This is a genomic window from Cupriavidus sp. JZ107 (assembly GCF_053903255.1).
The window spans coordinates 3,185,826-3,210,980 of the sequence record NZ_CP096481.1; the positions used below are offsets into that span (position 1 = coordinate 3,185,826).

General features: G+C 70.1%; 20 protein-coding genes. All 20 read right to left on the reverse strand.

What is annotated here, in order from left to right; all coding sequences use genetic code 11:
* A complete protein-coding gene (locus M1D55_RS23980; protein WP_456282002.1) occupies positions 1–951 on the reverse strand; it encodes an MBL fold metallo-hydrolase in 951 nt (316 codons plus the stop codon).
* Positions 948–1,235, reverse strand: coding sequence for a DUF1289 domain-containing protein (locus M1D55_RS23985; RefSeq protein ID WP_023264836.1), 288 nt, complete (start codon positions 1,233–1,235; stop codon positions 948–950). Before M1D55_RS23985 ends, M1D55_RS23980 begins: the two co-directional genes overlap by 4 nt.
* 87 nt (positions 1,236–1,322) lie before the next feature.
* Positions 1,323–3,986: a hypothetical protein gene (locus M1D55_RS23990; RefSeq protein WP_456282003.1), complete on the reverse strand. Its 2,664-nt coding sequence runs from the start codon at positions 3,984–3,986 to the stop codon at positions 1,323–1,325.
* A 32-nt stretch (positions 3,987–4,018) separates the two neighbouring features.
* Positions 4,019–6,751: a hypothetical protein gene (locus M1D55_RS23995; RefSeq protein WP_456282004.1), complete on the reverse strand. Its 2,733-nt coding sequence runs from the start codon at positions 6,749–6,751 to the stop codon at positions 4,019–4,021.
* A gap of 151 nt (positions 6,752–6,902) precedes the next feature.
* On the reverse strand, positions 6,903–7,340 hold the full coding sequence (locus M1D55_RS24000) for a thioesterase family protein (RefSeq protein ID WP_023264838.1): 438 nt from the start codon (positions 7,338–7,340) through the stop codon (positions 6,903–6,905).
* Positions 7,337–7,873 carry a YbaK/EbsC family protein gene (locus M1D55_RS24005; protein ID WP_006577544.1) on the reverse strand — a complete coding sequence of 179 codons (537 nt, stop codon included), beginning with the start codon at positions 7,871–7,873 and terminating at the stop codon, positions 7,337–7,339. Before M1D55_RS24005 ends, M1D55_RS24000 begins: the two co-directional genes overlap by 4 nt.
* A 60-nt stretch (positions 7,874–7,933) precedes the next feature.
* A complete protein-coding gene (locus tag M1D55_RS24010; protein ID WP_456282005.1) occupies positions 7,934–8,875 on the reverse strand; it encodes a hydroxymethylglutaryl-CoA lyase in 942 nt (313 codons plus the stop codon).
* A 65-nt stretch (positions 8,876–8,940) separates the two neighbouring features.
* Positions 8,941–9,882 (reverse strand): 2-hydroxyacid dehydrogenase, encoded by a 942-nt coding sequence (locus tag M1D55_RS24015; RefSeq protein ID WP_064574934.1) that lies wholly within the window; start codon positions 9,880–9,882, stop codon positions 8,941–8,943.
* Positions 9,883–10,003: 121 nt separating this feature from the next.
* Positions 10,004–12,490: a hypothetical protein gene (locus M1D55_RS24020; protein WP_456282006.1), complete on the reverse strand. Its 2,487-nt coding sequence runs from the start codon at positions 12,488–12,490 to the stop codon at positions 10,004–10,006.
* Between the two features lie 370 nt (positions 12,491–12,860).
* The gene (locus M1D55_RS24025; RefSeq protein ID WP_456282007.1) at positions 12,861–14,885 is read right to left on the reverse strand and encodes an acetyl/propionyl/methylcrotonyl-CoA carboxylase subunit alpha; all 2,025 of its coding nucleotides are present in this window, start codon (positions 14,883–14,885) and stop codon (positions 12,861–12,863) included.
* 166 nt (positions 14,886–15,051) lie between these two features.
* The gene (gene bioB, locus M1D55_RS24030) at positions 15,052–16,083 is read right to left on the reverse strand and encodes a biotin synthase BioB (RefSeq protein ID WP_456282008.1); all 1,032 of its coding nucleotides are present in this window, start codon (positions 16,081–16,083) and stop codon (positions 15,052–15,054) included.
* A 19-nt stretch (positions 16,084–16,102) separates the two neighbouring features.
* Entirely contained in the window at positions 16,103–16,849 is a 747-nt protein-coding gene (bioD, locus tag M1D55_RS24035) for a dethiobiotin synthase (RefSeq protein WP_456282009.1), read from the reverse strand.
* Positions 16,846–18,090 carry an 8-amino-7-oxononanoate synthase gene (gene bioF, locus M1D55_RS24040; protein ID WP_456282010.1) on the reverse strand — a complete coding sequence of 415 codons (1,245 nt, stop codon included), beginning with the start codon at positions 18,088–18,090 and terminating at the stop codon, positions 16,846–16,848. The genes bioD and bioF overlap by 4 nt, the downstream gene beginning before the upstream one ends.
* On the reverse strand, positions 18,080–19,504 hold the full coding sequence (bioA, locus tag M1D55_RS24045; protein WP_456282011.1) for an adenosylmethionine--8-amino-7-oxononanoate transaminase: 1,425 nt from the start codon (positions 19,502–19,504) through the stop codon (positions 18,080–18,082). Before bioA ends, bioF begins: the two co-directional genes overlap by 11 nt.
* Before the next feature lie 275 nt (positions 19,505–19,779).
* Positions 19,780–20,568: an enoyl-CoA hydratase/isomerase family protein gene (locus M1D55_RS24050; RefSeq protein WP_456282012.1), complete on the reverse strand. Its 789-nt coding sequence runs from the start codon at positions 20,566–20,568 to the stop codon at positions 19,780–19,782.
* Positions 20,569–20,609: 41 nt separating this feature from the next.
* Positions 20,610–21,581 (reverse strand): alpha/beta hydrolase, encoded by a 972-nt coding sequence (locus M1D55_RS24055; RefSeq protein ID WP_456282013.1) that lies wholly within the window; start codon positions 21,579–21,581, stop codon positions 20,610–20,612.
* Positions 21,582–21,584: 3 nt separating this feature from the next.
* Positions 21,585–23,192, reverse strand: coding sequence for a carboxyl transferase domain-containing protein (locus tag M1D55_RS24060; protein WP_456282014.1), 1,608 nt, complete (start codon positions 23,190–23,192; stop codon positions 21,585–21,587).
* Between the two features lie 129 nt (positions 23,193–23,321).
* Entirely contained in the window at positions 23,322–23,804 is a 483-nt protein-coding gene (locus M1D55_RS24065) for a YchJ family metal-binding protein (protein ID WP_456282015.1), read from the reverse strand.
* On the reverse strand, positions 23,801–24,496 hold the full coding sequence (locus M1D55_RS24070) for an HAD family hydrolase (protein WP_064574917.1): 696 nt from the start codon (positions 24,494–24,496) through the stop codon (positions 23,801–23,803). Before M1D55_RS24070 ends, M1D55_RS24065 begins: the two co-directional genes overlap by 4 nt.
* Positions 24,493–25,152, reverse strand: a complete 660-nt coding sequence (locus M1D55_RS24075) for a 2-hydroxychromene-2-carboxylate isomerase (protein WP_006578172.1) — start codon at positions 25,150–25,152, stop codon at positions 24,493–24,495. Before M1D55_RS24075 ends, M1D55_RS24070 begins: the two co-directional genes overlap by 4 nt.
* Positions 25,153–25,155: the final 3 nt, after the last annotated feature.

The window sequence follows — 25,155 nt, forward strand, 5'->3', positions numbered from 1 at the left end:
TCAATCCGAATTGCGGATCAACTCGCCGTCGACCGTGGCCGCACCCGCCTTGACCAGGCCGGCCAGCACCTGCTCGAGCACGCCGGGCAACGGCGCACCGTCCAGATAGCGCAGCCGCACGCGCTCGAGCAGCGGTGCCTGCGCCATCCACCGCAGCAGCGCGTCGCGCGTCATCTGGCGCTGCTCCAGCAGCTTGAACTTGACCAGCACCTTCAGCGCGTGCGCGGCGTTGCGGCGCGGATCGGCGCGCAGATAGTCGAGCCGGCCACGAGCGCGCTCCAGCGCCGCGCCGACATCGGTAAACGGGCTGCCATGGCCCGGAATCACCAGCCGGACGTCCAGCTCGGCGATCCGCCGCAGCACCGCGTCCTGCTCGGCGAAGCCGCTGTCGCCGTCGAGCTCGGGAAAGATCACCCCGAAGCCGTGCTGCCACAGCGCATCGCCGGAGATCAGCATGCGTTCCGCCGGCGCGAACAGCATCACCGCGTGCGGGTCGTGCCCGGGTGCGGCGATGACCTGCCAGTCCAGGCCTCCCATCCGCATCGATTGGCCGTCCTCGAGCAGCGCGTCGAAGGCGAAGCGATCGCACTGCTGGCCGGTGGCGCGATAGCTCAGCGCATCGACGTCCCATTGCGCCACCGCGCGGGCCTCGGCCGCGGGAATCCAAGTGCGAGGTTGCCAGCGCCGCTGCAGCAGCGCATTGCCGCCGCAGTGGTCGGAATGCAGATGGGTATTGATCAGGCGCTTCAACGGCTTGCCGTCCAGCGCGGCCTCGACCAGCGCGACGGTCTGCTGTGCATGGCTGACATAGCCGGTATCGACCAGCACGGTATCGTCGCCGTCGATCAGCAGCACGTTGTTGGCCGACAGCCAGCCGCGTTCGAACACGCGGATGCCGGCGGGCAACCGGTCGGCGAATGCGTCCGGCTGGTTTGCTGTGGATTCGCTCATGGGCGCCCCGACTGCACCGTGTCGCCGGTATTGGAGGTATCGGTGGTAGCGGCGGTGTCCGCCGTGGCGGCGCGTTGCGGCAGCGTCTGCCAGATCGCGCGCTTGTCTTCGTCGCTGCGATTGGCCCAGCCGGCAATCTCGTCGATGGTGCGGAAGCACCCTTCGCAGTAGCCGTGCTGGCCCATGCGGCAGACATCCCGGCAAGGCGAGGCCACCGGCCTCGCATACTGGGCGGAAAGCGCACGGCGGCGCAGATCGGCGATCAATTTGGCGTCGGCTGGCATGGGGACGAAGGGCCGGAGGCTGATCGACGCAGTGTAGCGCCATTGAGCGGACGGCACAGCGCGGCGGGTCGAGGGCTGCCGCCACCTTCAGCGCCAGGCCAGTACCGGACGATGGTCGGACCGCACGCCATCGACCATGGCGAGGTACTCGCGGCGGGCGTCGCGCCACGCCCGGCGACTGGCCGCGTCCGCCGGGGCACGGGCAAACCAGTACGACACCTTGTCGAGCAGGCGGGCGCGCGCCCGCTCCCGGGCCGGCAGCTCCACGATGGCCTGCCACAGCGTCTGGCGGCAGCGGTCGAAACCGCGCCAATCGATCGGCCTCGCGCCCTTGGGCCCGGATTCCATGTCGACCAGCAGCGGCAGCAGGTCGCTTTGCTGCTCAGGCGACAACGCAGGCAATAACCCCAACGCATGCCGTACGGTGGCCAGATGAAAGTGCCGCTCGTACGACGGAGCGAAGGGCGCGCGCACCGTGCACAGGGCGGCCAGCATGCCGAGCATGCTGTCAAACGGCAAAGCGCGGACCCATCTCCATACCGCGTCGACGAAGGCGGGGATCGCGTCCTCGGCCCAGGCCCGCCTGGCCGATCTCGCCGCGCCGTCGTGCAGCTGCAGCATGACATCCCCAATGCCGATCAGCGCCGAGAGCGCCGCGGTATCCAGGCGCGCGGCCGTGTCCTCCAGCTGCACCAGGGCTTCGGTCAGCCGGACGAGCCGCGCTTGCCAGCCGGCGTCGAGCGCGATGCCGCAGCCGTGGCACTGCACCGCCACTGCACCGATCAGCGAGGCCTGCAGCGCCGCATTCGGCAACGGCGGCTCCATCGCGGCCAGTCCCACATCGATCCATAGCTGGGGCACCACCCGATTGCGCGAAAGCGCCACGATCCACTGGGCCTGCTGGACCGTCGGCTGGCAGACCAGCGCGCTGTCCAGCGCATCGCCGTATTGGCCGTAGTCCGCCAGCGTGCGCGCGCGATACCAGAGCGTCAGCGGTTTCATCAGTCGATGATGGACCGCCAGGTTCAACACCCGCTCGAACAGTTCCATCGTATGCGGGCCCCTGTACAGGAAGGCCGGCAGGTTTGACAGCAATGCCGCCTGCTGCTGCGGCGGCAACGGCGTCAGCCGCGGCAGCAGCATCGATTCCCATTGCGTGGCATCGGCGAGGTAGGTCAGGCATCGCGCGATCTGCCGGATGTCCGCCTCGGCGGCGTCGTCGTGCTGCGATGCCGGCGGCGGCAAGGCGTCCCACATCGCGTTCCAGGCAGCGAGACGGGCGGGTTCGGCCAATAGCGCGAACAGCAGCGCCTCGATCATATGGCGATCGTTGCCCGGCAGCTCGCCGGCATTCTGCAGCCATCTGCCTGCGGCGAGGCGGGCCTTGTTCTTGACGCGCTGGTCCGACAGCGCGGCCAGCGCCTGCAACAGCGCCTTCATCAGAATGACGGCTGCCTGCGTCGGCCATGCGGACGCCGTTGCCAACAGGCGCTCCCATACCGCCATCCCGGCACGGAACGCCGCGTGGCCACCGCGCGGATCGGGCGGAACGGGCGGACAGTCTTGCACCAGCATGACCAGCGCCGAGATCCGGAACAGTGCCGCGAGCGCCTGCGCGCTGGCGCCCGGATCGAGTTCGGCCAGCTCCAGCGCCTGCAGGGCCAACGGCACGGCCTTCGACGGCGGCAAACGGGAAGGCTCGGCAACAAGGCTGGCAAGATCGTCGACGACGCGGCGCCGCTGCACCGCTGGGACCACGCGCACGGCCAGCAGCCAGCAGGACTCCGGCACCAGCAGCGCGCGTACGCGGTCAGTGATCGACAGCGTCGGGTTCCTGTGCAGCGCCAATGCCGCGCCGATCCGTTCGGCCAGTGGCAGGCGCTCGAGCGCGCGGCAAAGTTCGACCGCGAGACGCTGGACCTGGCGGCTCTCTTCCACGGCAAGACATGGCTGCCGCGCCAGCTCGGTGGCGAGCACGCGCAGCGGTACCGCGGCGCCGTCGCCGTCGGGAAACGCCAGCTGGATCGCATCGAGCACACTGCGCAGGCCCGCGCAGCGCTGGCTGGCGGGCAGCTCCGACACGCGGTCGGCCGCCACCTGCAATGCCTTTACGCGCGTCGGCCGGTCCGGCTCGACGGCGAACGGCCGGCTCTCCGTTTGCGGCAGCATATGCGCGAGCGCGCGGCGCAGCCCCGGCAGCGTGGTCCACAAGGCCGCCTGCAGCAAGGGCACGCAGTGCGCCGTCGGCTTGGCGAACCGGGAGCAGACCTGCCGCAACGCATGGCAGTCCTGCAGACTGAGCCTCACGCCGATCGCGTGCAGCAACGGCAGCGGCAACGCTTCCAACCGGGACAGCGTGCTGGCGTCGCGCCGATCGCGCACCGCGGCCTGCTCGCGCTGGCATCGCATCTGCTGTTGCAGCGCGCGCGCGGACATCGCGAACATCCAGGATTCCATCTCGCGGCGGTCGCGCCCGGTCAGCTTCCATCGCCGCCCGCCTTCCAGCCGGAACAGCGACCGCACGAGCTCGAGCAGCCGGTCGAGCAGGCGGCGCGGCCGGCCCGCCGCATCGAGGCGGGTCGCCATCCAGGTGTTGTCGTCCAGACGCGCGATCCGGACCGGCTCGCCGCCGCGGAAGCGGAACACGCCGATGGTTTGCGCGCCGCTCGATGGCGCCCGTCCGAGACGGGACAGCGCGGCAATGCTGTCGGCGTGGGTCGGATCGTAGAGGTACTTCGGAGAATCAGGCATGGTCCGTCGTCCGTCTTCAGGGCGCGGCAGGCTCACGCGTTCGCCGCGAGTCCATGGATCGGCGCCGGACCGGGCGCGGCGGCCGCGAACGACAGCGCCTGTTGCACGGCAAGCCGCCATGGAAGGACGCAGTTGCGGTCGACTTCGGCCAGGCCGTCGCACAGCGCCGCGTATTCGGCCATGCAATGTCGCCAGCGCAAACGCATGACATCGTCCATCGGCGAATCGATCAGCCAGCGTCCGACCGCGAACAGGATGGGAAGCCGGTTCCGGTCGGGCATCGCATCGCGCAGCAGGTCCCACATGGCGAGGTGCATGGCGCCGAAACCAGCCGCTCTGGCGCTGTCGATACGCGCCACCGCGAGCGCAAGCAGAATGTCGCCACGGCGCCCGGCCGGCACGCTTGACACGCTGCTTCTGACCAATTCGAGCACATGGTGCAGGCTGGGCCTGGACAGGTAGTGGTAGACGTTCGCGTTCTCGGTATTGCGTCCGGAACCCGGATTGCGCAGCAACAGTGCCTGGACGACTTCCGCCCGCATCGACGCTGGCGCGCGTGCGACCCAGCGCCAGATCCGATCCAGCAGCATGATCGCCTCGACAACCTCGCGCGGCGGTGGCTGGCGCAGGCTCGCCGCCATGGCGGCGGTGTTGCCAAGCATCACCATGTCGGTGGCGAACTGGAGTTGGGCCTGCACCGGCGGACTCGCTTCGAGCTCGCCGGCCAGCGTCTCGATGCGGTCCAGCACCTTGGACAACGCGAGACCCGCGCGCGTCTCCTCTTCGCACAGCCTGGCCAGCAACGAGGCGAGCCGGGCCCGCACCGGGCCTTCCTCGATGCCCGCCGTCGGCTGCCGCAGCCAGTCCATCGCCAGCGCCGCCGCGCAAGGCGGGCGGCGCTCGTCCTGCAGCAATTCGTACAGCAGACCGAACCGGCTGACCGGGTCCATGCGTTGCAGTATCGATTCCACGCTGCGCTGCTGCGCTTGCGACAACGCACCTGCCGCGTACCACCACAAGGCGGCAAAGGGGCTGTCGTACTGCTGCGCCAGACGCATCGACTCGGCCAGCACCTGCGCCATGCTGCCGGGCGCATCGCGCATGGCCTCCGCCGGCAACATCGACAGCAGCCTGGCGTGCGACCCAGGCGCCAGCGGCGCGCTACCGCCGTGCCCCCCGAGCGGAGCCGGCCAGTTCGCCAGCGACGGCACGCTCCAAAGCATGCCGATCAATCCGCGTGCCAGGCCGATGCGCCGCGCATCATCGTCGTCGACACCGCTGCACCAGTCGGCCCACCTTGCCTCCCAGTAGGCGCCTCGCTCCTCTTCGGGCAGACAGGAGATCAGTGGCGCACCGAGTTCGATCCGCTGCGCGGCCGGCAGCGCGGCCGTTTGCAGCCAGCCGCGAAATGCCGACGCACACGCCCGGCCGGCGGCATCGGGCAGATCGCTCAGACGGGCGCGCAGCCGACGCATCGGCGGCGCGATCAGCGCGGGCGGCAGCGCGCTCGTCCGTTCGAACAATGCTCGCCACCGTGCCTCGTCCTCCTCGGGATTGCCGCCGACGATCCAGGTCTTGCACATGGCCTCCAGTGCGAATGCCTTGCGCCGATCGCGATCCGGCTCGTTGCAGGCCGTGCCGGTCCTGTCGATGGCGCCGAGCATCGCGTCCCACGCCTCGGCGCGCGGCGGCTGCGCGGACCACTGGTCGGGAAACCCCTGCAGCAGCGCCTCGCAGACGATCCATGTCGCCCGGGCCCATTCGGATGCCGGAAGCCGGCCGACGACGGCGAACCAGTTCTCGGCGGTGCAACCCAGCGCGGTGAACGCCCGCCGCGCTTCCCGCGTGCGGTGGCTCGCCAGCACGGCGGCCAACGCCGGATATCGATGTTCGGCCGGCAGTGCGTCGATCAACCGGCCGAGGCGGCTTTCGGTCGCGTCGCGGTCGGAGTCGCGTACCGAATCGAGGGAGCGGGCGATCGCGGCGAACGCACGGGCGCGCAGGCCGGCCACATGAAGGCGCTCGGCGGTGTCGAGCAGTACCTCGCATGCCGGCTGCCGCTGCGCGGGCAGCAGAACATGGACGCGTGCCGCGAGCGCCGACACCAGACTGCCATGGCTGGCCATCGGCACGGGCCACTCGGGATCCTGGCGCCGCTGCCAGCCGGCCATGTCGTCGAGCACGGCCAGCATCGCCGACAACGTCGTGGCTTCCGCCGCGCCGCGCATGGCGCGCGCGACCAGCGCCTGGCTGGCGGTGGAACGCCTTGCGTCCTTGCTGACCGCCGCCACGGCCAGTACCTGGTCCGGCTCGAGGAATCGGCAGACCTGGCGCCAGAAGAGCGGATGGATGCATGCGGGTGCAGGCGCAGGTTCCGGTGCGGGTGCCGGTGTCGCAGCGATGTGGCGCGTCGGCGTGCCGGCCTTGTCATTGCCGTTGGCCTGCTTATCCTCGCTGGCCCCGCGGGCCGACCACCACGCCTGCTCGATCCCGCTTCGTTGCTCGATGATGGTACGGGCGTCGCGCCGGCCGATGGCCCAACTGCGGCCGCCTTCCAGACGCAGCAGGCTGCGCAGCCAGTAGATCAGTCTCGACCATGGCGAACCGAACCGGGCCGGCGGATCGCGTTCGGCGCGCACGGGCTTGTCGTGCAGCCATACGATCCTGACGCTGTAGGCGCGCTCGAAGACGGGGCGCAGGTGTTCGATGTCTTCGAATTGTCGCGGCGGCAAGCCGTGGTAGACGTACTTGTACGAGTCGGGCATGGCGTTCGGACATGGAGTGAATCAAGACCGCCCCGTATCGGGGTGCCCGCAGGGCGAAGGCGCACCCTGCGGACCTGCACGGTATTGTTCCCATGCCGAACATGGCTGCTTGCCAAAACGGCGGCAAACCCAAGCGTTTGGGGCGACCGATCTACCTGGGCGCGGCGGCCGCCCGTTCGCGCTTGGCGGCGACCTTGTCGTTGAAGCGCGCCGCGTCGATCAGATGGCGCTCATGCACCCCTTCGGAAATCTTGTCCTCGCCATCCCAGGCGGACAGCTCGAAACGCAGCTTGCGCCCCTCGATCGCCGTCAACACGCCCTTGACCGTGACTGTCATGCCGGCCGGCGTCGGCGCCAGATGCGTGAAGCTGACCAGCGTGCCGAGCGATTGCTCGCGTGGCCAGTCCAGGTATTCACGCAGCATCTGCAGGCACGCGCACTCCATGATGCCGACCATATAGCCGGTCGCCAGCACGTCGGGCATCTCGGGACAGCCGGGGACGTCGTCGTAGAGATTTGGCACCGTGGCCTTGGGCGGCACCGTATAGCGCCAGGTGAACGCCAGGCCGGGTTTCAGATCGGGGCTCATGCCGAACCCTCCTGCGCCACGTCGGCCACTTCCGCGCCGGTGATGGCCTGCAGTTGCTGCGGGGTCAGATTGAACACCGCGTGCGGATGGCCGGCGGCGGCCCACAGGCTGTCATGGCGGAACAGGTCGCGATCGAGCAGCATCACCGGCGCGACCGCATGGCCGATCGGGCAGACGCCGCCGATCGCATAGCCGGTCTTCTCGCGAACGAAGCGGGCATCGGCCTTGCCTAGCGCGCCGACGCGCGCGGCGACCTTGGCCTCGTCGACACGATTGCTGCCGCTGGCGATCACCACCACCGGCGCGTCGTCGTCGAGCCGCCGAAAGACAATCGACTTGGCGATCTCGGCAACGGAGCACCCCAGCCCGGCAGCGGCCTCGGCCGAGGTCTTGCCGGTCGACGGCAGCATCACGATCGGCTTGTCATGGCCCAGCTCGGCGAGCAGGCGCGCCACGCGCTGGGCGGATTCGGGCAAGGCCGCCTCGGCGGCGGTGCCTTCGGACAACGACAAGGGTCGGGCGAGGTTCTGCATCGGGCTTCGGTCTCCGCGCGTTGTGGTTTCTTGTCTGGATCTGACTGGCTTCAGACGCCTTCAGACGCAGGCCGCGGCATTGCCTTCGGCCTTGTCGGCCGCCCACTTGGTCAGCAGCGCGCGGCCGACCCGCGAGTTGTTGGCGCGGCCGATCGCCTGCGAGATGAAATCGCCGGCGCGCACCACCTGCTCCAGGTCGATGCCGGTGCGCACGCCCATGCCATGCAGCATGTACAGCACGTCCTCGGTCGCGACATTGCCGGTCGCGCCCTTCGCATAGGGGCAACCGCCGAGGCCCGCTACCGAGGCGTGGAAGATCTGGATGCCGACGTCGAGGCTGGCGAGGATGTTCGACAGCGCCTGGCCATAGGTGTCGTGGAAATGGCCGGACAGGCGGTCCAGCGCAAACTCGGCGGCGGCGGCGCGCATCACTTGCTGCACGCGGGCCGGCGTGCCGACGCCGATGGTGTCGGCAATGTCGATCTCGTCGCAGCCGAGGTCCCGCATGCGACGGACCACGTCGACCACCGCCGCCACCGGCACCTCGCCCTGGTACGGGCAGCCCAGCGAGCAGGAGATGCTGCCGCGCAGGCGGATGCCCTTTTCCTTGGCGGCAGCCGCCACCGGCTCGAAGCGTGCGATCGATTCCGCGATCGAGCAATTGATGTTCTTCTGCGAGAAGGCCTCGCTGGCGGCGCCGAAGATCACCACTTCGTCCGCGCCCGCGGCGACCGCGCCCTCGAACCCTTTCATGTTCGGCGTCAGCACCGAATACAGTGTGCCGGGCCGGCGCTGGATGCGTGCCATCACCTCGGCGCCGTCGGCCATTTGCGGCACCCATTTGGGCGACACGAACGAAGCCGCCTCGATATTGACGAAGCCGGCCTCGGTCAGGCGGTCGATCAGCGCGACCTTGGTGTCGGCCGGCACCATCGCCTTCTCGTTCTGCAGGCCATCGCGCGGCCCGACCTCGACGATCTTCACGTAGTTGGGTTGGTTCATCGCTGCTCCTCGTCTGGTGGTGGCCGCCGCTCGCGGCGGCGGTCCGGTTTTATGTGGCGCGCCGCTCAGTAGCCGCGCTGCAGGTCGACCACGCCGGCGATCGGCTGGCCGGCCCGCAGCGCGCGGATCTTGTCGGCGATCTGCGCGATGCTGTCCTCGCGCAGCGTCAGCGCCGAGATATGCGGCGTGATGGTGATGCGCGGCTCGCGCCAGAACGGATGTTCGGGCGGCAGCGGCTCGGTGCGGAACACGTCGAGCGTCGCGCCGGCGATCTGGCCCTGCTGCACCGCGGCCAGCAGGTCCTCTTCGACCAGGTGCGGCCCGCGCGCGACGTTGATCAGATAGGCGCCCTTGGCCAGCCGGTTCAGCAGCGCCGCGTCGATGATGTTCTCGGTTTCGGGCGTCAGCGGCAGCACGTTGACCAGCACGCGCAGCCCGTCGAGGAAGGTGGCCTGCCCGGCCTCGCCGGCATGGCACTGCACGCCATCGACCGTCTTCGGCGATCGGCTCCAGCCACGCACCGGGAAGCCGAACGAGGCCAGCGTGCGGGCGATATGCGCGCCCAGCGTGCCGACGCCCATCACGCCGATGGTGAAATCGGCGCGCCGATTCGGCTTGAGGAATTTCCAGGTGCCCGCCTGCTGCTGCGCCGCGTAGTCGTCGAGCCGGCGGAAATAGCGCAGCACCGCGTGGGTCACGTACTCGGCCATCTGCGCGCCCATGCCGGCGTCGTCGAGCCGCACGATCGGCACGCCGGCCGGCAGCGCTTCGGGATCGGTGTCGCGCAGCCGCAGGATGCCGTCGACGCCGGCGCCCAGATTGAACACGGCCTTCAGGTCCTGGCGTCCCTTCAGCATCTCGAGCGGCGGGCGCCAGACCACCGCATAGTCGACCGGCTGTCCTTGGCTCTCTTCCCAGGTGACGCACTGCGCCTCGGGCAGGGCCTGCGCAAACCCCTCGATCCACGGCGCATAGCGGCCGTCGGGCACGTACAACTGCAGCTTCATTGCTTCTCCACGTCTTTGGTCTTGTCCCGGCGTATTGTCTCAGACTCCGTCATTCCGGAACCGGCGCCGGCAGAGCCGGGCCGAGCAGGGCCGAGCAGGGCCGAATCGCCGGATCCGCCTGTCAGTCCGGTTGCATCCAGTAATCGATACGCTGGCGCGCCGCCACGTGTTCGGCTGACAGGCCTTGCACGCGGGCGACGAAGGCGGACTTCGCCTTTTCCCAGGCGTGCGCCTCGGCACGGTCGGCTGGCCGGCTGGAGAACCATAGCGCGAGGCGTTCCGCGGCCACCGCAAAATCCCTGTCCGGCAACGCGACGGTCCTGGCGTGGATCTGCATCCGCGCACCGCCGAAGTGAGCGCCAAGGTTGTTCTTGCCATCGAGCATGTATTCGGCCTTCGCCAGCCCCACCAGCAGGACGCCCCTGCCCGGCATGTCGTCCGATATGGCCTGCGCGGCGCGAAGCAGCGTCGTGCCAGCCCAGAATTGCGGCGTGCGGCGTATCTCGTTCGGCGGCAGCGGCTCCTTCAGCGTGATCAGCGCTTGCAGCGTGGCGCGGCGGTCGGCCGGCGCGAGCGCATCCACACGTGCCCACGTCGCGTCGAACAGGGCGTCGATGCGAGCGGCGCGCGCGATGCCGGGCTGCTCGTTCGCCGCCAGCATGATGGTGTTGACCAGCTGCACCAACCGCGCCAGCGCGCCGCCGCCGGGGTCATCGCAGTGCGTGGCCTGTACCAGTGGCAGCAACGCTTCGGCCAGCGCCAGCCCCGGCTCCAGCTGACTGCCGTCGCTGGCGAGCTGCGTATCGGCCCATGAGGCCACCGCCATCGCCACGCGCTGGCCGGCCTCGCGCGCCGCGCCGTCGCCATCCTGGCCGATGTGCCGGGCAAGCCAGGCCAGGTCCGGTTGCAGCGCGAGCAGGTCGGGCAGGCTCCAATGCGGCGACGCGTCCTGGTTGCCGCGGTACTCGAGCCATTGCACCAGCGCCTGGCAATGGCGGGGCCAGTCAAGATGCTGCCGGATGGCCGCGGCGATTTCGGCCTTCGGCCGCCACTGGCATCGCAGCAGCGGGAAAACGGGCCCACCGCTTTTCATCAGATCCTGCGCGGCCTCGTGAAGCTTCGGCTTCAATGCCTTGACGTCGAGCTGGCGGTAGAAGAACCGGCGCATATCGACGAGGTGGACCAGCGCGAGCAGCATCTCGGCACGCTGATCCGCCGATGCGTTGCGGCGGTCGATGCAGAAGTCCACCACGCGTTGCCAGCCCTGTTGCGCCGGCACCCATGCCAGCTCGCGCGCCGCCTGGGGGCCCAGGTGGCCAAGCTGCTCGGATTCGATACGGTCCCACACCGCCGACCAGCGTTCGGCCGGCCCCTCGGTCGGTTCGAGGTGCGCCAGCCGCGCGAGAAGCCTGACCTGCTGTTCGCAGGTCAGCTTCACGCCGGCCTGCCAGGCATCGACCGACGCCACCGCCTTTGCGCGATCGATACCGTCGACGTCGAGACGAACGAGGCTCCTGGACAGCGCGTACGCGAGCTCGACGGCTTCCGTGGCGGGCAAGGCCGGCAACTGCTGACGCAGCGCGTGCCAGCGATCGAGCGCAACCGCGGGCAGCTCGCGATCGCCGCTCCCGCCGGGCCTGCCGATCTTCTTCAGGCATGCGGCCAGCGCGGACAGTTGCCGCTGCGCCAGGGCCGGCCGGGCAAGCAGGTCGCCCGCGGCATCGGCAAGCAATTGGTCCCAGCGGCTGACCGCCTCTTCTGCCGTGCCGGGCTGGTGCAGAAAGGCCTCGGTGATGCCGACAAGCCGCTCTTTTTGTTCCTGCGGCGTCTGCGACCGGATCAGCGCCGCGTAAGCCGCCTTGTCAGGCATCAGCACGGCGGCCGCCTGTTCCCGCTGCGCCTTGGGCAGCGACATCAGCAGCGCGGCGCGTACCCGCATCCCGTTGCGGCCCTCCAGGCCCGCGGCCTGTCGGCACAGACAGTCCAGTGCGGCGGCGCGCTGAGCGCCTTCCAGCATCGGGATGCGCTCGGCAAGCGCCACAACGAGCGCCTCCTTTTGTCTTGGCGCCAGCCTGTCCGGTCGCGCGGGGGTCGCCTGCTGGCCGGCCTGCTGGCCGGTGCCGAGGCCGTAGTCCGCCGCGACCTTCTGCAGGCCCGCCAGCGTGCGCACGCCACGCGTGCGGGCCAGTGCCGCATGCAGCGCGAGCTCCCCCTGCATCGCCTGCTGCATCCCCCACGAGGCCAGTCCGAGCGCGGCTCGATCGCGGCTGGGCAGGCAGCCCAGCACGACTGTCCAGGCCGCCTCGGCCCAGGCAATCGCCGGCAGCTCGAGGGCCGGCGGTCGCGGCGGAGACGGCGGAGGCGGCGCAGGCGTCGTGAACGATCGCAGATGCCGTTGCCGGTCGTCGGCCCAGCGCTGCCCGATCACCTCGTTGCCGTCGCGCTCGCTCAGATACCACGCCGCGCCGCCCTCCGCCTTGAACAGCGTCCTCAACCAGTACAGCAGCGCATGCAGGGGGCTGGACGACGTGGTCTTGACCAGCCGCTCGGCTCGCATGCCGTGGTGGTCCATGCTGATGGACACGGCATAGCCGTCGAAGCGGAACACGCCGAAATCGTGTCGAGGGGATGGTGCAGCCGTGGCGTTGGCCGCGCTGGCGGCGGCCACGTTGGATGGCGGCGGCGCGCAGGGGTCGAGCGTGTATCGGGGCATGGGAAACTCAAGACGTGCGATTGAGAACTTCCTCGTGCCGCGAAGCGATGCGGTGCGGTGCCGACGGGCCGATGGCGTCTGCCCGAGGGATTCGGGCCGGCGCCAATGCCGTTGCTTCGATGCCAGGCGGGGCCCCCGGGAACCGGCCTCGCGGAGACAAGGCATCGCGGAATTGTCAACGCGAGGTCGGAGCCCGGCTTTCGGGAAGGCATGCGGTTCTTGCATTTCGCAACGCGAGTGCCGCATGCCACCTTCCCCCGAAGGTTCAGCCCGCCTTCGCTTCGAAACCAAGCAATTGCTCGCCCTCGCCCACCTGGTCGCCGACCCCATACAGCACTTCGCCGACGACGCCATCGGCCGGCGCGCTGATGGTGTGCTCCATCTTCATCGCCTCCATCACCAGCAGCGGCGTCCCACGCGTGACGGTGGCGCCCGCTTCGACCATCACGGCAATCACCTTGCCCGGCATCGGTGCGGTCAGCTTGCCGCCCTCGCCTTCGGCATCGCCGGCATGCGCCAGCGGATCCTGCCATTCCAGCGACACATGCCGCCCGCCGGCGAACACATGGAAGACGTCGCCATCGCGATGCACCTGCCCATGCGCGCGGCGCGTGCCGAGGTCGACCTGCACGTCGTCGGCCACGCAGTGCGTGCGGAACGGTGCCGCCTGGTCGGCATAGAACAGCGTGCTGCCCTGCGCGTCGGCCTGCAGCGTGACTTCCAGCGTGTCGGCGCCATGCGTGAAGCGCAGCACCCGCTGGGCGCCCGCGTTCAGCCGCCACGGCCCGGCATGGGTCCACGGCGAATTCGGGTCCGCCGCATCGATGCGGCGCTCGCGCGCCTCGGCATCGAGCAGCGCGGCCACGGCCAGCGCGATCAGTTCCATGCCGACCGGCGCCGGCGGCGCGAACAGCGTGGCTTCGTGGCGCGCGATCAGGCCGGTATCGAGGTCGGCCTTGGCAAACGGCTCGGAGGCCACCAGCCGCTGCAGGAACGCGATATTGGTCGACAGCCCGACCACGTGATACGCGGCCAGCGCCTGCCGCATGCGCGCCAGCGCCTCGTCGCGGTCCTTGCCCCAGACGATCAGCTTGGCGATCATCGGGTCGTAATACGGGCTGATCGCATCGCCCTCGCGTACGCCCGAATCGATGCGCACGCCGGCGGGGCCATGCACGTCTTCGCCCCGCGTGAACTGCACCGCGGGCGGCGTGCGCAGATAGCGCAGCGTGCCGGTCGAGGGCAGGAACTGCTTGTCGGGATTCTCGGCGTAGACCCGCGCCTCGAGCGCATGGCCGTCGATGCGCAGCTGGTCCTGCGACAGCGGCAGCGGCTCGCCGGCGGCCACGCGCAATTGCCATTCGACCAGGTCCTGGCCCGTGATCATCTCGGTCACCGGGTGTTCGACCTGCAGCCGCGTGTTCATCTCCATGAAGTAGAACGAGCCATCCTGGTTTGCGATGAACTCCACCGTGCCGGCGCCGACATAGCCGACCGCCTTGGCCGCGGCGACCGCCGCCTCGCCCATCGCGCGGCGGCGCTCCTCGGTCATGCCGGGCGCCGGGGCTTCCTCCAGCACCTTCTGATGGCGCCGCTGCACCGAGCAGTCGCGCTCGAACAGGTAGACGCAGTTGCCCTGCGTGTCGGCGAACACCTGGATCTCGATATGGCGCGGCCGCGTCAGGTACTTCTCGACCAGCACCTTGTCGTCGCCGAAGCTGGCGCTGGCCTCGCGCTTGACCGAGGCGAGCGCCGCCTCGAAGCCGGCGGCGTCCTCGACCACGCGCATGCCCTTGCCGCCGCCGCCCGCGCTGGCCTTGAGCAGCACCGGATAGCCGATGCGGTCCGCCTCGCGGCGCAGCAGCGCCGGATCCTGGTCCTCGCCGTGATAGCCGGGCACCAGCGGCACCGCGGCGCGTTCCATCAGCTGCTTGGCCGCGCTCTTGCTGCCCATCGCGCGGATCGCCGATGCCGGCGGCCCGATGAAGACCAACCCGGCCGCGGCGCACGCCTCGGCAAAGCCCTCGTTCTCCGACAGGAAGCCGTAGCCCGGGTGGATCGCCTGCGCGCCGGTCGCGCGCGCCATCTCGATGATGTGGTCGCCGCGCAGATAGCTGTCGCGCGCCGCGGCCCCGCCGATATGCACGGCCTCGTCGCAATAGGCGACATGGCGCGCCTGCGCGTCCGCGTCGGAATAGACCGCGACGGTGCGGATGCCCAGGCGCCGGCAGGTGGCGGCGACACGGCAGGCGATTTCGCCGCGGTTGGCGATCAGGATCTTGGTGAACATGGCTCCTCCTTGTTGATGGGGAACGGCGACCGGCTGGCTGTCGGTGTCCGCGCCGGGCGCGGCCCCCCGTCGTCCCCGCGGAGGCGGGGACCCAGCGGCTTACGCAAGTCGCCGGGCCCCCGCTTTTGCGGGGGCGACGGGAGAACGGCAGGCGCGGACACCCTCGTCATCCCGCGTGTCCTTCCGCGCGGATGCCGAGCCGGCCCAGCAGCGCGCGATCGCGCTCCGCCTGCGGGTTGCCGGTGGTCAGCAGCTTGTCGCCGTAGAAAATCGAATTGGCGCCGGCCAGGAAGCACAGCGCCTGCAACGCTTCGTCCATGGCCTCGCGGCCGGCGGACAGGCGCACCATCGCGCGCGGCATCGTGATGCGCGCGACCGCGATCGTGCGGACGAACTCGAACGGGTCCAGCGGCGCGGTGCCCGCCAGCGGCGTGCCCTCGACCTGGACCAGATTGTTGATGGGCACCGACTCCGGATACGGGTCCATATTGGCCAGCTGCGCGATCAACCCGCCCCGCGCCTCGCGCGTCTCGCCCATGCCGACGATGCCGCCGCAGCAGACATTGATGCCGGCGTCGCGCACATGGCCGATGGTGTCCAGGCGATCCTGATAGGTACGCGTGCTGATGATCTCGCCATAGAACTCCGGCGAGGTATCCAGATTGTGGTTGTAGTAGTCGAGGCCCGCGTCCTTGAGCCGCTGCGCCTGCTCGGCGCGCAGCATGCCGAGCGTGACGCAGGTCTCCAGGCCCATGGCCTTGACCTCGCGGACCATGTCGATCACCGGTTCGAGATGGCGGTCCTTCGGGCTGCGCCAGGCGGCGCCCATGCAGAAGCGCGTGGCGCCGTTGGCCTTGGCCGTGCGCGCGGCGTCGAGCACCTCGTCGAGCGCCATCAGCTTGCCGGCCTTGACGCCGGCATCGTGGTGCGCGCTCTGCGGGCAATAGCCGCAATCCTCTTCGCAGCCGCCGGTCTTGATCGACAGCAGCGTCGACAGCTGCACGGTATTGGCGTCGAAATGCTCGCGGTGGACCTGCTGCGCGCGGAACAGCAGATCGTTGAACGGCAGCGCGAACAGGGCGGCGACCGCGTCGACGGTCCAGGCGGCGTCGCCGTTGTCCCTGGCATTGGTCTGCGGCGCTTGCTGGCGTGCGCTCTGGCGCAGCGAATCGGCGGAAATGGTGGCGATGGTAGTCATGTCGGGTCGGAATCTGTTGTCAGGCGGCGCGCTCGAAGGGCGCATCGCCGGGATGTCGGGTGGGGTCGAGCAGCGGGGCGAGATCGAGGCAGCGCGCGGCTTGCCCGGCAGGCAGTTGCCACGGCAGCGTGCCCAGCCACGGCGTGCCGGTTGCGTCGAACGCGTCGCGCAGCGTGGCGATGTTGTCGTCGGCGAGCAGCATGTCGGGATCGATCCGGTTGGCGATCCAGCCGGCCAGGCGCAGCCCGCGCGCGCGTACCGCCTCGGCGGTCAGCAGCGCATGGCTCAGGCAGCCCAGCCGGATGCCGACCACCAGGATCACCGGCAGGCCGAGCCGGACCGCCAGGTCGGCGGTGTCCCAGCCGTCGGGGCCGGCGGCCAGCGGCACGCGGAAGCCGCCGACGCCCTCGACCACGACCGTGTCGGCCTGCGCGCGCAGCGACGCAAACGCGGACAGGATCGGCTCGGCGTCGATGCGGACGCCATCGGCCTGCGCCGCGAGATGCGGCGAGCATGGCGTGCGCAGCAGCCACGGGCAGGTCTGCGCCAGCGGCACGTCCACGCTGCTGGCCGCGCGCAGTTGCGCGACATCGTCGTTATGCCACTGGCCGTCGCGCAGCTCGCAGCCGCTGGCAACCGGCTTCATGCCGACCGTCGTGCGGCCCTGCGCGGCCAGCGCGTGCAGCAACGCCGCGCTGGCGTGGGTCTTGCCGACCCCGGTATCGGTGCCGGTGACGAAGCAGGCGAATGCGGGGAGCGGGTTCATGCTGCCTCCCTGCAAGAAGAATCGGTCTGCGCCGCCAATGCACCCAGCGCCGACAGCAACGCCGCGACATCCTCTTGCCGATGCGCCGCCGACAACGTGATGCGCAGCCGCGCGGTGCCCGCGGGCACGGTCGGCGGACGGATCGCGCCGACGCGGATGCCTGCGTGCTCGAGTCCCGCCGACAGCGACAGCGCCGCGGCGTTGTCGCCAACGATCAGCGGCTGGATCGCGGTCGCGCTGTCGGCCAGTTGCCAGCCCGCCGGCGCGGCGATCGGCGCCAGACCGCGGCGCAGCTCGGCGATGCGCTGCCGCAGCGCGGCGCGCCGCTGCGCGCCCTCGTCGCCCTCGATCAGCGCGAGGCTGGTCAGCAGCGCATGGGCGGCCGCCGGCGGCGCCGCCGTGGTGAAGATATACGTGCGCGCGGTATTGACCAGATGCTCGACGATCAGCCGATGCGCGGCGACGAAGGCCCCGGCTACTCCGGCCGCCTTGCCCAGCGTGCCGATATAGATCAGCCGCTCCGATGTCAGGCCGAGTTGCTCGAGCACGCCGTGGCCGCGCTCGCCCAGCACGCCGAAGCCGTGGGCATCGTCGACGACCAGCCAGGCGTCGTGCCGCTCGGCCAGCGCCAGCAGTTCGGCCAGCGGCGCGACGTCGCCATCCATGCTGAAGACGCCGTCGGTGACGATCAGCTTCAGCGGCGACGTGCTGGCGGCCAGCAGCGCATCGAGCGCGGCGGCATCGCCATGCGGATAGCGTTGCACGTTGGCACGCGTCAGCCGCGCGCCGTCGATCAGCGACGCATGGTTCAGCGCCTCGCAGAACAGCGTGGCATCGGCGCCGCCGAGCGCGGTCAGCACCGCCAGATTGGCCATGTAGCCGGTGCAGAAGGTCAGCGCGGCCGCGTCCGGAATCGATTCGGCGTACCAGCGCGCCAGTTCGGTCTCGAGCCGGTGATGCGCGAGGCCGTGGCCCGTGACCAGATGCGAGGCGCCGCTGCCGGCGCCCCAGCGCCGCGCGCCGTCGGCAAAGGCCTCGACGATGGCCGGATGGTTGGCCAGGCCCAGATAGTCGTTGCTGCTGAAGCCGAGCAGCGAGCGCGGGTCGGCCTCGCTGCCGTCCGGCAGCAGGGCGCCGATGGTCTGCCGGGGCGCGCACGGCGTATGCGCGATCCGGCGAGTCCGCGTCAGCGCCTGGCGTTCGCGTTCGGCGGCGGCTTGTGTCAGTCGCTCAAGCAGCATCGCGCGCCTCCCTGCCAGGCCCGGCCGGCTTGATCACCTCGTCGAGCGCGGCCAGCAGACGCTCGCCGAGCCAGTTCGCCAGCGGCGCGTCGAAGACGTAGGGCGGCATCACGTACAGCGTGTTGCCGATCGGCCGGACCAGCACGCCGTGCTCCAGCGCGGCGCGATGGAAGTCGGCGGCGAAGGTCTCGGAGGCAAAGGGCTCGCGCAGATCGGCGGCCCAGATCAGGCCGCGCTGGCGCACGTGGCGCAACCGCGCATCGGCGGCCAGGCCGGCCAGCCCGTCGGCCAGCCACTGCGCGCGCTGCCGGTTCATCGCCAGCACGTCGTGCTGCGCGAACAGGTCCAGCGTCGCTACCGCGGCGCGGCAGGCGAGCGGATTGCCGGTGTACGAGTGCGAATGCAGGAAACTGCGCGACAGCTCGTCGGCGACGAAGGCCTGCTGGATCGCGTCGCGCGTCAGCACCAGCGACAGCGGCAGATAGCCGCCGCTGATGCCCTTGGACAGGCACAGGAAATCGGGCCACTGCTGCGCGCCGAGCGCGGCCCCGCCGCGCGACTGCTCCCACGCGAAGAAGGTGCCGGTGCGCCCGCAGCCGACCGCGATCTCGTCGGCGATCAGGTGGACGCGGTAGCGGTCGCACAGCGCGCGCACGCCGTCCAGATAGGCAGGATCGTGCATCGCCATGCCGGCCGCGCATTGCACCAGCGGCTCGACGATCAGCGCGGCGATGCTGGCGGCGCGCTGCTGCAGCAGCGCCTCGAGCTCGTCGAGCGCGCGCTGCGCGACCTCGCGCGGCGATTCGCCGGGCCCGGCCTGGCGCGCATCCGGGGACATCGCCACATGGGCGCGCATCAGCAGCGGATCGTAGGCATCGCGGAACACCGCGACATCGGTGACCGCCAGCGCGCCGACCGTCTCGCCGTGGTAGCCGTGGCGCAGGCAGACGAACTCGCGCTTGCCCGGCAGGCCGGCGTTGCGCCAGAAGTGAAAGCTCATCTTCAGCGCGATCTCGACCGCCGAGGCGCCGTCCGATGCGTAGAACGCATGGCCGAGCGCGCCGCCGGTCAGCGCCGACAGCCATTCGGCGAGCTCGACCGCCGGCGCGTGCGTGCAGCCGGCCAGCATCACGTGTTCGAGCGTGTCGAGCTGGTCCTTCAGCGCGGCGTTGATCGCGGGGTTCGCATGGCCGAACAGATTGACCCACCACGAGCTGGTCGCGTCGAACAGGCGGCGGCCTTCGTCATCGTAGAGCCACGGGCCTTCGCCGCGGACCACGGCCAGCGGCGGCCGATCGCCGCCGGGACGCAGGCGCGTGCAGGGATGCCATACCGCGCGCTGGCTGCGCGCGGCGAGCCCGCCGCCGTGCTGCCGCGCGGGCGCGGCGGGCGGAGCGGAACGGGCAGGTTGCAAGGACTGGGTATCCAAGGGAGTCCTCCATGGTTGGCCAGCCGTGCGGGCGCCGGCCCGGGTAGGCCCGGACGGTGCGAGGAACGCGGCTGGATTGGGAGAACGCATGGTAGGAAGGTCCTTGCGGGCTTGGCAAACGGTGGTGAATTTGCGCGTTAGGGCGTGTTGTCGTCAGATTCGTGGCATTTGGGCGATGAAACCGCGATCGCGCACCGGCGCGCGCGCATCTGCGCACATCGTCGCCGGCGGCATCGGGGACAGGACGGACCGCGACGACATCAGGCCGGCCGCCACGACGGGCTGCGCTTCTCGAGGAAGGAGCGCACGCCCTCGCGGCCCTCGTCCGAGGCGCGGATCGCCGCGATGCGCTCGGCGGTATCGGCCAGCAGGTCGTCGCCAATGGCCCGGCCGGCGATGTCCTGCACCAGCCGCTTGCTTTCGCGCACGGCGTTCGGGCTGTTGGCGACCAGCGCGGCGGTCAGCTCGGCCACCTTGGCGTCGAGCGCGTCGGCCGGCACCGCCGCATGCACGAAGCCCAGCCGCAGCGCCTCGGCCGCATCGAAGCGTTCGGCGGTGATGAAGTAGCGGCGCGCCGCCTGCTCGCCCATCGCGCGGATCACGTACGGGCTGATCGTCGCCGGCAGCAGTCCCAGGCGCGCCTCCGACAGGCAGAAGTGCGCGTGGTCGGCCGCGATCGCGATATCGCAGGCGGCCACCAGGCCGACGCCGCCGGCATAGGTGTCGCCGTGGATGCGCGCGATCACCGGCTTCGGACAGGCCCAGATCGTATGGAGCATCTGCGCGAGCTGCAGCGCGTCGGCGCGGTTCTCGTCGTGCGAGTAGCCGGCCATCTTCTTCATCCAGTTCAGGTCGGCGCCTGCGCAGAACGCGGGCCCCTGCCCGGCCAGCACGATCGCGCGGACCTCCGGCGTATCGCCCAGCGCGCGGAAGGCGCCGCTCAGTTCGGCGATCACGGTCTCGTTGAAGGCGTTGCGCACATCGGGGCGGTTCAGCGTCACCGTGGCGACATGGCGCTCGACAGTCACGGTCAGCGTGGTGAATTCCATCGTGGTCTCCTTGCAGTTCTGGCTTGGATTGGTGTGTCCGGCTATCGGCGCGCATCCTTCGGTGTGGCGGGCTGGTTCAACGGCCGCGGCTCGAAGCCCGCCTCGCGCAGCGCCTGCTCGGCCAGCGGCTTCCAGCGCGCCAGCCCCCGCGCGAACAGCTGATGGCCGTCCTGGCCGAAGGCCGGCAGCGCGTGGTACTTGCCGACGCCGCCGGCGCCGCGGAAGGCCTCGAACCATTGCGCCGGATACGGTCCCATGTAGCGGTCGTTGGTCGTGTAGATCCAGTGCGTCGGCACGCGCGCGCTGCGGCCATACTCGGCGAACAGCGCGGCTTGCTGCTCGGGCGCGCACGGCTCGCGCGGATGCAGCCGCGGATCGCCGCCGCCACCGCCGGCGAAGTTCAGCACCAGCCGGACGCCCGGCGGGTTCTTCGCCGCCAGCGCGATCACCGCCGCGCCGCCGAACGACTGGCCGACCAGCACGACGCGCGACACGTCGATCTCCGGGCGCGAGCGTGCCATCTCGATGACCTGCAGCACCTGCTGCGCGGCCACCTCGAAGCCCGGCCGATAGTTCTTGCGCGTGCAGCTGCCGGTGTTCTCGATGTCGTCGCCGCCGCTGGCGCCATAGCCGATCCGCGTCGGCACCAGCACCTGGAACCCGAGCGAGGCGAAATACGCGGCCTGCTCGGCCAGCCGCACGCGCCCGAGCCGGGCGCGCGCATAGGGATCGGGCGCGCGGCCATGGTTGAGCACCAGCAGCGGATAGCGCGGATGGCCCGGCTCGCGGAACGCCGAGACGACGATACGCTGCGCGACCTGCCGGCCGTGCGCATCGGTGACCGTGACCGGCACCGACCAGGTCTCCTCGAGCGGCGCGGCGCCGGCCGGCAATGCGAAGCCCGCGATCCCGGCGCTCCAGGCCAGCAGGCACAGCGCCAGCCGGGCAATCGGCACGACCCGCACGAACTGCACGACATCACGGGCACCGCGCGCGCGGCAACGACGCAGCATCGCTTACATCCGGAACACGCCGAACTTCATCTCGTCGATCGGGGCATTGAGGCTCGCCGACAGGCCCAGGCCCAGCACCGTGCGGGTCTGCGCGGGGTCGATCACGCCGTCGTCCCACAGCCTGGCGCTGGCGTAGTACGGATGGCCCTGGTGTTCGTACTGTTCGCGGATCGGCCGCTTGAAGGCCTCCTCCTCGTCGGCGCTCCAGCTGCCGCCGCGGCCCTCGATGCCGTCGCGCCGCACCGTGGCCAGCACGCTGGCGGCCTGCTCGCCGCCCATCACCGAGATCCGCGCGTTCGGCCACATCCACAGGAAGCGCGGCGAATACGCGCGGCCGCACATGCCGTAGTTGCCGGCGCCGAACGAGCCGCCGATGATCACGGTGAACTTCGGCACCTGGGCGGTCGCCACCGCGGTCACCATCTTGGCGCCGTTGCGCGCGATGCCCTCGTTTTCGTACTTGCGGCCCACCATGAAGCCGGTGATGTTCTGCAGGAACACCAGCGGGATCTTGCGCTGGCAGCACAGCTCGATGAAGTGCGCGCCCTTGAGCGCCGATTCCGAGAACAGGATGCCGTTGTTGGCCACGATGCCGACCGGATAGCCCCAGATCCGCGCGAAGCCGCACACCAGCGTGGTGCCGTAGCGCGCCTTGAACTCGTCGAAGTCCGAGTCGTCGACAATGCGGGCGATCACCTCGCGCACGTCGTAGGGCTTGCGCGTATCGGTCGGGATCACGCCGTACAGCTCCTCGACCGGGTAGCGCGGCTCGACCGGCGCGTGCAGCCGGATCTGGTCCGGTTTGCGGCGGTTCAGGTGCTGCACGATATTGCGGGCCAGCCCCAGCGCATGCGCGTCGTTCTGCGCGAAGTAGTCGGCCACGCCCGACAGCCGCGTATGCACGTCGGCGCCGCCCAGGTCCTCGGCGCTGACTTCCTCGCCGGTGGCCGCCTTGACCAGCGGCGGGCCGCCCAGAAAGATCGTGCCCTGGTTGCGGACGATGATGGACTCGTCGCTCATCGCCGGCACATAGGCGCCGCCGGCGGTGCACGAGCCCATCACCACGGCGATCTGCGGGATGCCCATCTTCGACAGATTGGCCTGGTTGTAGAAGATGCGGCCGAAGTGATCGCGGTCGGGGAACACGTCGTCCTGGTTCGGCAGGTTGGCGCCGCCCGAGTCGACCAGGTAGATGCACGGCAGGTGGTTCTGCTCGGCGATCTCCTGCGCGCGCAGATGCTTCTTGACGGTCATCGGGTAGTAGGTGCCGCCCTTGACCGTGGCGTCGTTGCACACGATCACGCATTCCTGCCCGGCCACGCGGCCGATGCCGGTGATGATGCCGGCGCCGGGCGCGGCATTGTCGTACATGTCGTACGCCGCCAGCTGCGACAGCTCCAGGAACGGCGTGCCCGGATCGAGCAGCTGCTGCACGCGCTCGCGCGGCAGCATCTTGCCGCGCGACAGATGCTTGTTGCGCGCGTCTTCGCCACCGCCCTGCGCGACCTGGGCGATCTTCGCCTTCAGGTCGGCAACCAGGGCCTGCATCGCCTCGGCATTGGCCTTGAAGGCCTCGGAACGGGCATTGAGTTTGGATTCGAGCGTGGGCATCGGGTCTGTCTCTTCCTGATCTTGTGATGCGTTGCGTTGGATGCGTTGCGTTGGATGGTCGCTTTGGATGGTCGCTTTGGATGGCGATACGCGGTGCGGTAATTCAGCGCACGGCGGCGGCCGCGGCGCTCATCGCGCTTCCCCGCGGATGTCCCCATCGAGGTACAGCCAGCGCGGCGCTTCGCCGCTCGCGCGCGGCTCGCGCACGAAGCGGCTGCGTTCGTGCAGCCGCGACGCGCGACCGCCGACCTTGTAGCGGGCGACGAACTCGACCTCGGCGTGCGTGTCGTCCTGCTGCTGGTGCGCGACGATGGTCAGGCCCAGCCACTGGGTACGCGGGCCGCGCTGGTCCTGCGCCGCTTCCTGCGCCATGTCCTGCGCCATGTCCTGCGCCATGTCCTGCTCCAGCGCCGCCGGGCAGGTCGACGGATGCCAGCTCTGGCGCAGCCACCGCGCGTCGTTCAGCACGTAGGCGCTGTAGCGCGAGCGCATCAGCTGCTCGGCGGTGTCCGGCAGCGCCTCGCCGCGATGGAAGCGCCCGCAGCAGCCGGCGTAGCTGGCGCCGCCGCACGGGCAGGCGCCTTCGCGCGAAGGCGCCGCCGCCCGCTTCATGCCACCAGCTCCGGCAGTTGCCGCATATCGGTGAAGATGGTCTGGGCACCGGCCTCGCGCAGCATCGCGGCATCGTTGCGCGCGGCATAACCGAACACCGTCATGCCGGCCGCCACGCCGGCGGTGATGCCGGCCGGGCTGTCCTCCACCACCGCGCAGCGCGACGGCTCCACGCCCATCGTGCGCGCCGCCAGCAGATAGACGTCGGGCGCGGGCTTGCTGCGCTCGACCTCGGTGGCCGAGAACACGTGCTCGCGCGGCTGGCCGTCGGCGTCGTGCTGGAACAGCTCCAGCAGGCCGGTGCGCTTCAGTTGCAGCTTGACCTTGACGCGGTCGGCGCCAGAGGCGACGCACAACGGCATGCCGGTTGCCGCGATCGCGGCGATGGCGTCGCGCACATGGGGCACGGCCTCGACCTCGGCCTCCAGCACTTCGTTGCGCCGGGCCAGCCAGTGCGACAGCCAGTTCTCCGGCAGCGGCGCGCCGCGCATCCGCTCGATGGTGTCGAGCTCCTCGCGCACGGCGCGGCCGAGGAACAGCGCGGTCGAGTCCTCCAGCGAGATCGCGATGCCCAGTTCGTTCAGCATCTGGTTCAGCACGCGGTTGACGATCGGTTCGCTGTCGACCAGCACGCCGTCGCAATCGAAGATCACGCAGTCGAAGCGGCGGGAGGGGGAAGCACTGAGGGTCATGCGGGTTTCTTTTCCTTGAAATCGGGGGACGGCACGGCCCGCAACTCGGTGGGCGTGCCGCTCTTGAGCAGGGCCTCGATCTGGTCGAAGCGGTCGAAGCCCCAATAGGGTTCGCCATCGACGATGACGAAGGGCGAGCCGAACACGCCCTTGGCCATCGCCACCTCCATCTCGGCCTTCAGCTGGTCCTTGATCGGCTGGCTGCTGGCGCCGGCGTCCATCGCGGTGGCGTCGATCTCCAGCGCCGCGGCGATCTTCACCAGTTCGGCCGGCTCGGCGATGTTGATGTCGTCGACGAAGTAGGCGTGGTACACCGCCTTGGCGAAGCGCACCGCCACGTCGGCGGCATGATGGTTCTGCAGCCACAGCATCGCGCGCGCGGCCTGCGTGGTCGGCAGCGGGAAGTTCGACGGCCGGCGGTAGGCAATGCCGTGGTGGCGCGCGGTGCGTTCGAAATCGCGCCAGCTGTAGTCGCCCTTGAGCGGAATCTGCGGCAGCGGCGCCATGCCGGTGGTCTTGAACACCACGCCGAGCAGGATCGGATGCCACGCCACGCTGCGGCCGTACTGGCGCGCGAGGTCGTCGATGCGCGTGCTGGCGAAGTAGCCGTAGGGCGACGAGAAATCGAAATAGAAGTCGATCGGGGCAGCGGTCATGTC

What these genes read in the sequence shown, in the direction of transcription:
- M1D55_RS23980 (WP_456282002.1), bottom strand. Translation starts at nt 951, where the DNA reads ATGAGCGAATCCACAGCAAACCAGCCGGACGCATTCGCCGACCGGTTG.
- M1D55_RS23985 (WP_023264836.1), bottom strand. Translation starts at nt 1,235, where the DNA reads ATGCCAGCCGACGCCAAATTGATCGCCGATCTGCGCCGCCGTGCGCTT.
- M1D55_RS23990 (WP_456282003.1), bottom strand. Translation starts at nt 3,986, where the DNA reads ATGCCTGATTCTCCGAAGTACCTCTACGATCCGACCCACGCCGACAGC.
- M1D55_RS23995 (WP_456282004.1), bottom strand. Translation starts at nt 6,751, where the DNA reads ATGCCCGACTCGTACAAGTACGTCTACCACGGCTTGCCGCCGCGACAA.
- M1D55_RS24000 (WP_023264838.1), bottom strand. Translation starts at nt 7,340, where the DNA reads ATGAGCCCCGATCTGAAACCCGGCCTGGCGTTCACCTGGCGCTATACG.
- M1D55_RS24005 (WP_006577544.1), bottom strand. Translation starts at nt 7,873, where the DNA reads ATGCAGAACCTCGCCCGACCCTTGTCGTTGTCCGAAGGCACCGCCGCC.
- M1D55_RS24010 (WP_456282005.1), bottom strand. Translation starts at nt 8,875, where the DNA reads ATGAACCAACCCAACTACGTGAAGATCGTCGAGGTCGGGCCGCGCGAT.
- M1D55_RS24015 (WP_064574934.1), bottom strand. Translation starts at nt 9,882, where the DNA reads ATGAAGCTGCAGTTGTACGTGCCCGACGGCCGCTATGCGCCGTGGATC.
- M1D55_RS24025 (WP_456282007.1), bottom strand. Translation starts at nt 14,885, where the DNA reads ATGTTCACCAAGATCCTGATCGCCAACCGCGGCGAAATCGCCTGCCGT.
- bioB (WP_456282008.1), bottom strand. Translation starts at nt 16,083, where the DNA reads ATGACTACCATCGCCACCATTTCCGCCGATTCGCTGCGCCAGAGCGCA.
- bioD (WP_456282009.1), bottom strand. Translation starts at nt 16,849, where the DNA reads ATGAACCCGCTCCCCGCATTCGCCTGCTTCGTCACCGGCACCGATACC.
- bioF (WP_456282010.1), bottom strand. Translation starts at nt 18,090, where the DNA reads ATGCTGCTTGAGCGACTGACACAAGCCGCCGCCGAACGCGAACGCCAG.
- M1D55_RS24050 (WP_456282012.1), bottom strand. Translation starts at nt 20,568, where the DNA reads ATGGAATTCACCACGCTGACCGTGACTGTCGAGCGCCATGTCGCCACG.
- M1D55_RS24055 (WP_456282013.1), bottom strand. Translation starts at nt 21,581, where the DNA reads ATGCTGCGTCGTTGCCGCGCGCGCGGTGCCCGTGATGTCGTGCAGTTC.
- M1D55_RS24060 (WP_456282014.1), bottom strand. Translation starts at nt 23,192, where the DNA reads ATGCCCACGCTCGAATCCAAACTCAATGCCCGTTCCGAGGCCTTCAAG.
- M1D55_RS24065 (WP_456282015.1), bottom strand. Translation starts at nt 23,804, where the DNA reads ATGAAGCGGGCGGCGGCGCCTTCGCGCGAAGGCGCCTGCCCGTGCGGC.
- M1D55_RS24070 (WP_064574917.1), bottom strand. Translation starts at nt 24,496, where the DNA reads ATGACCCTCAGTGCTTCCCCCTCCCGCCGCTTCGACTGCGTGATCTTC.
- M1D55_RS24075 (WP_006578172.1), bottom strand. Translation starts at nt 25,152, where the DNA reads ATGACCGCTGCCCCGATCGACTTCTATTTCGATTTCTCGTCGCCCTAC.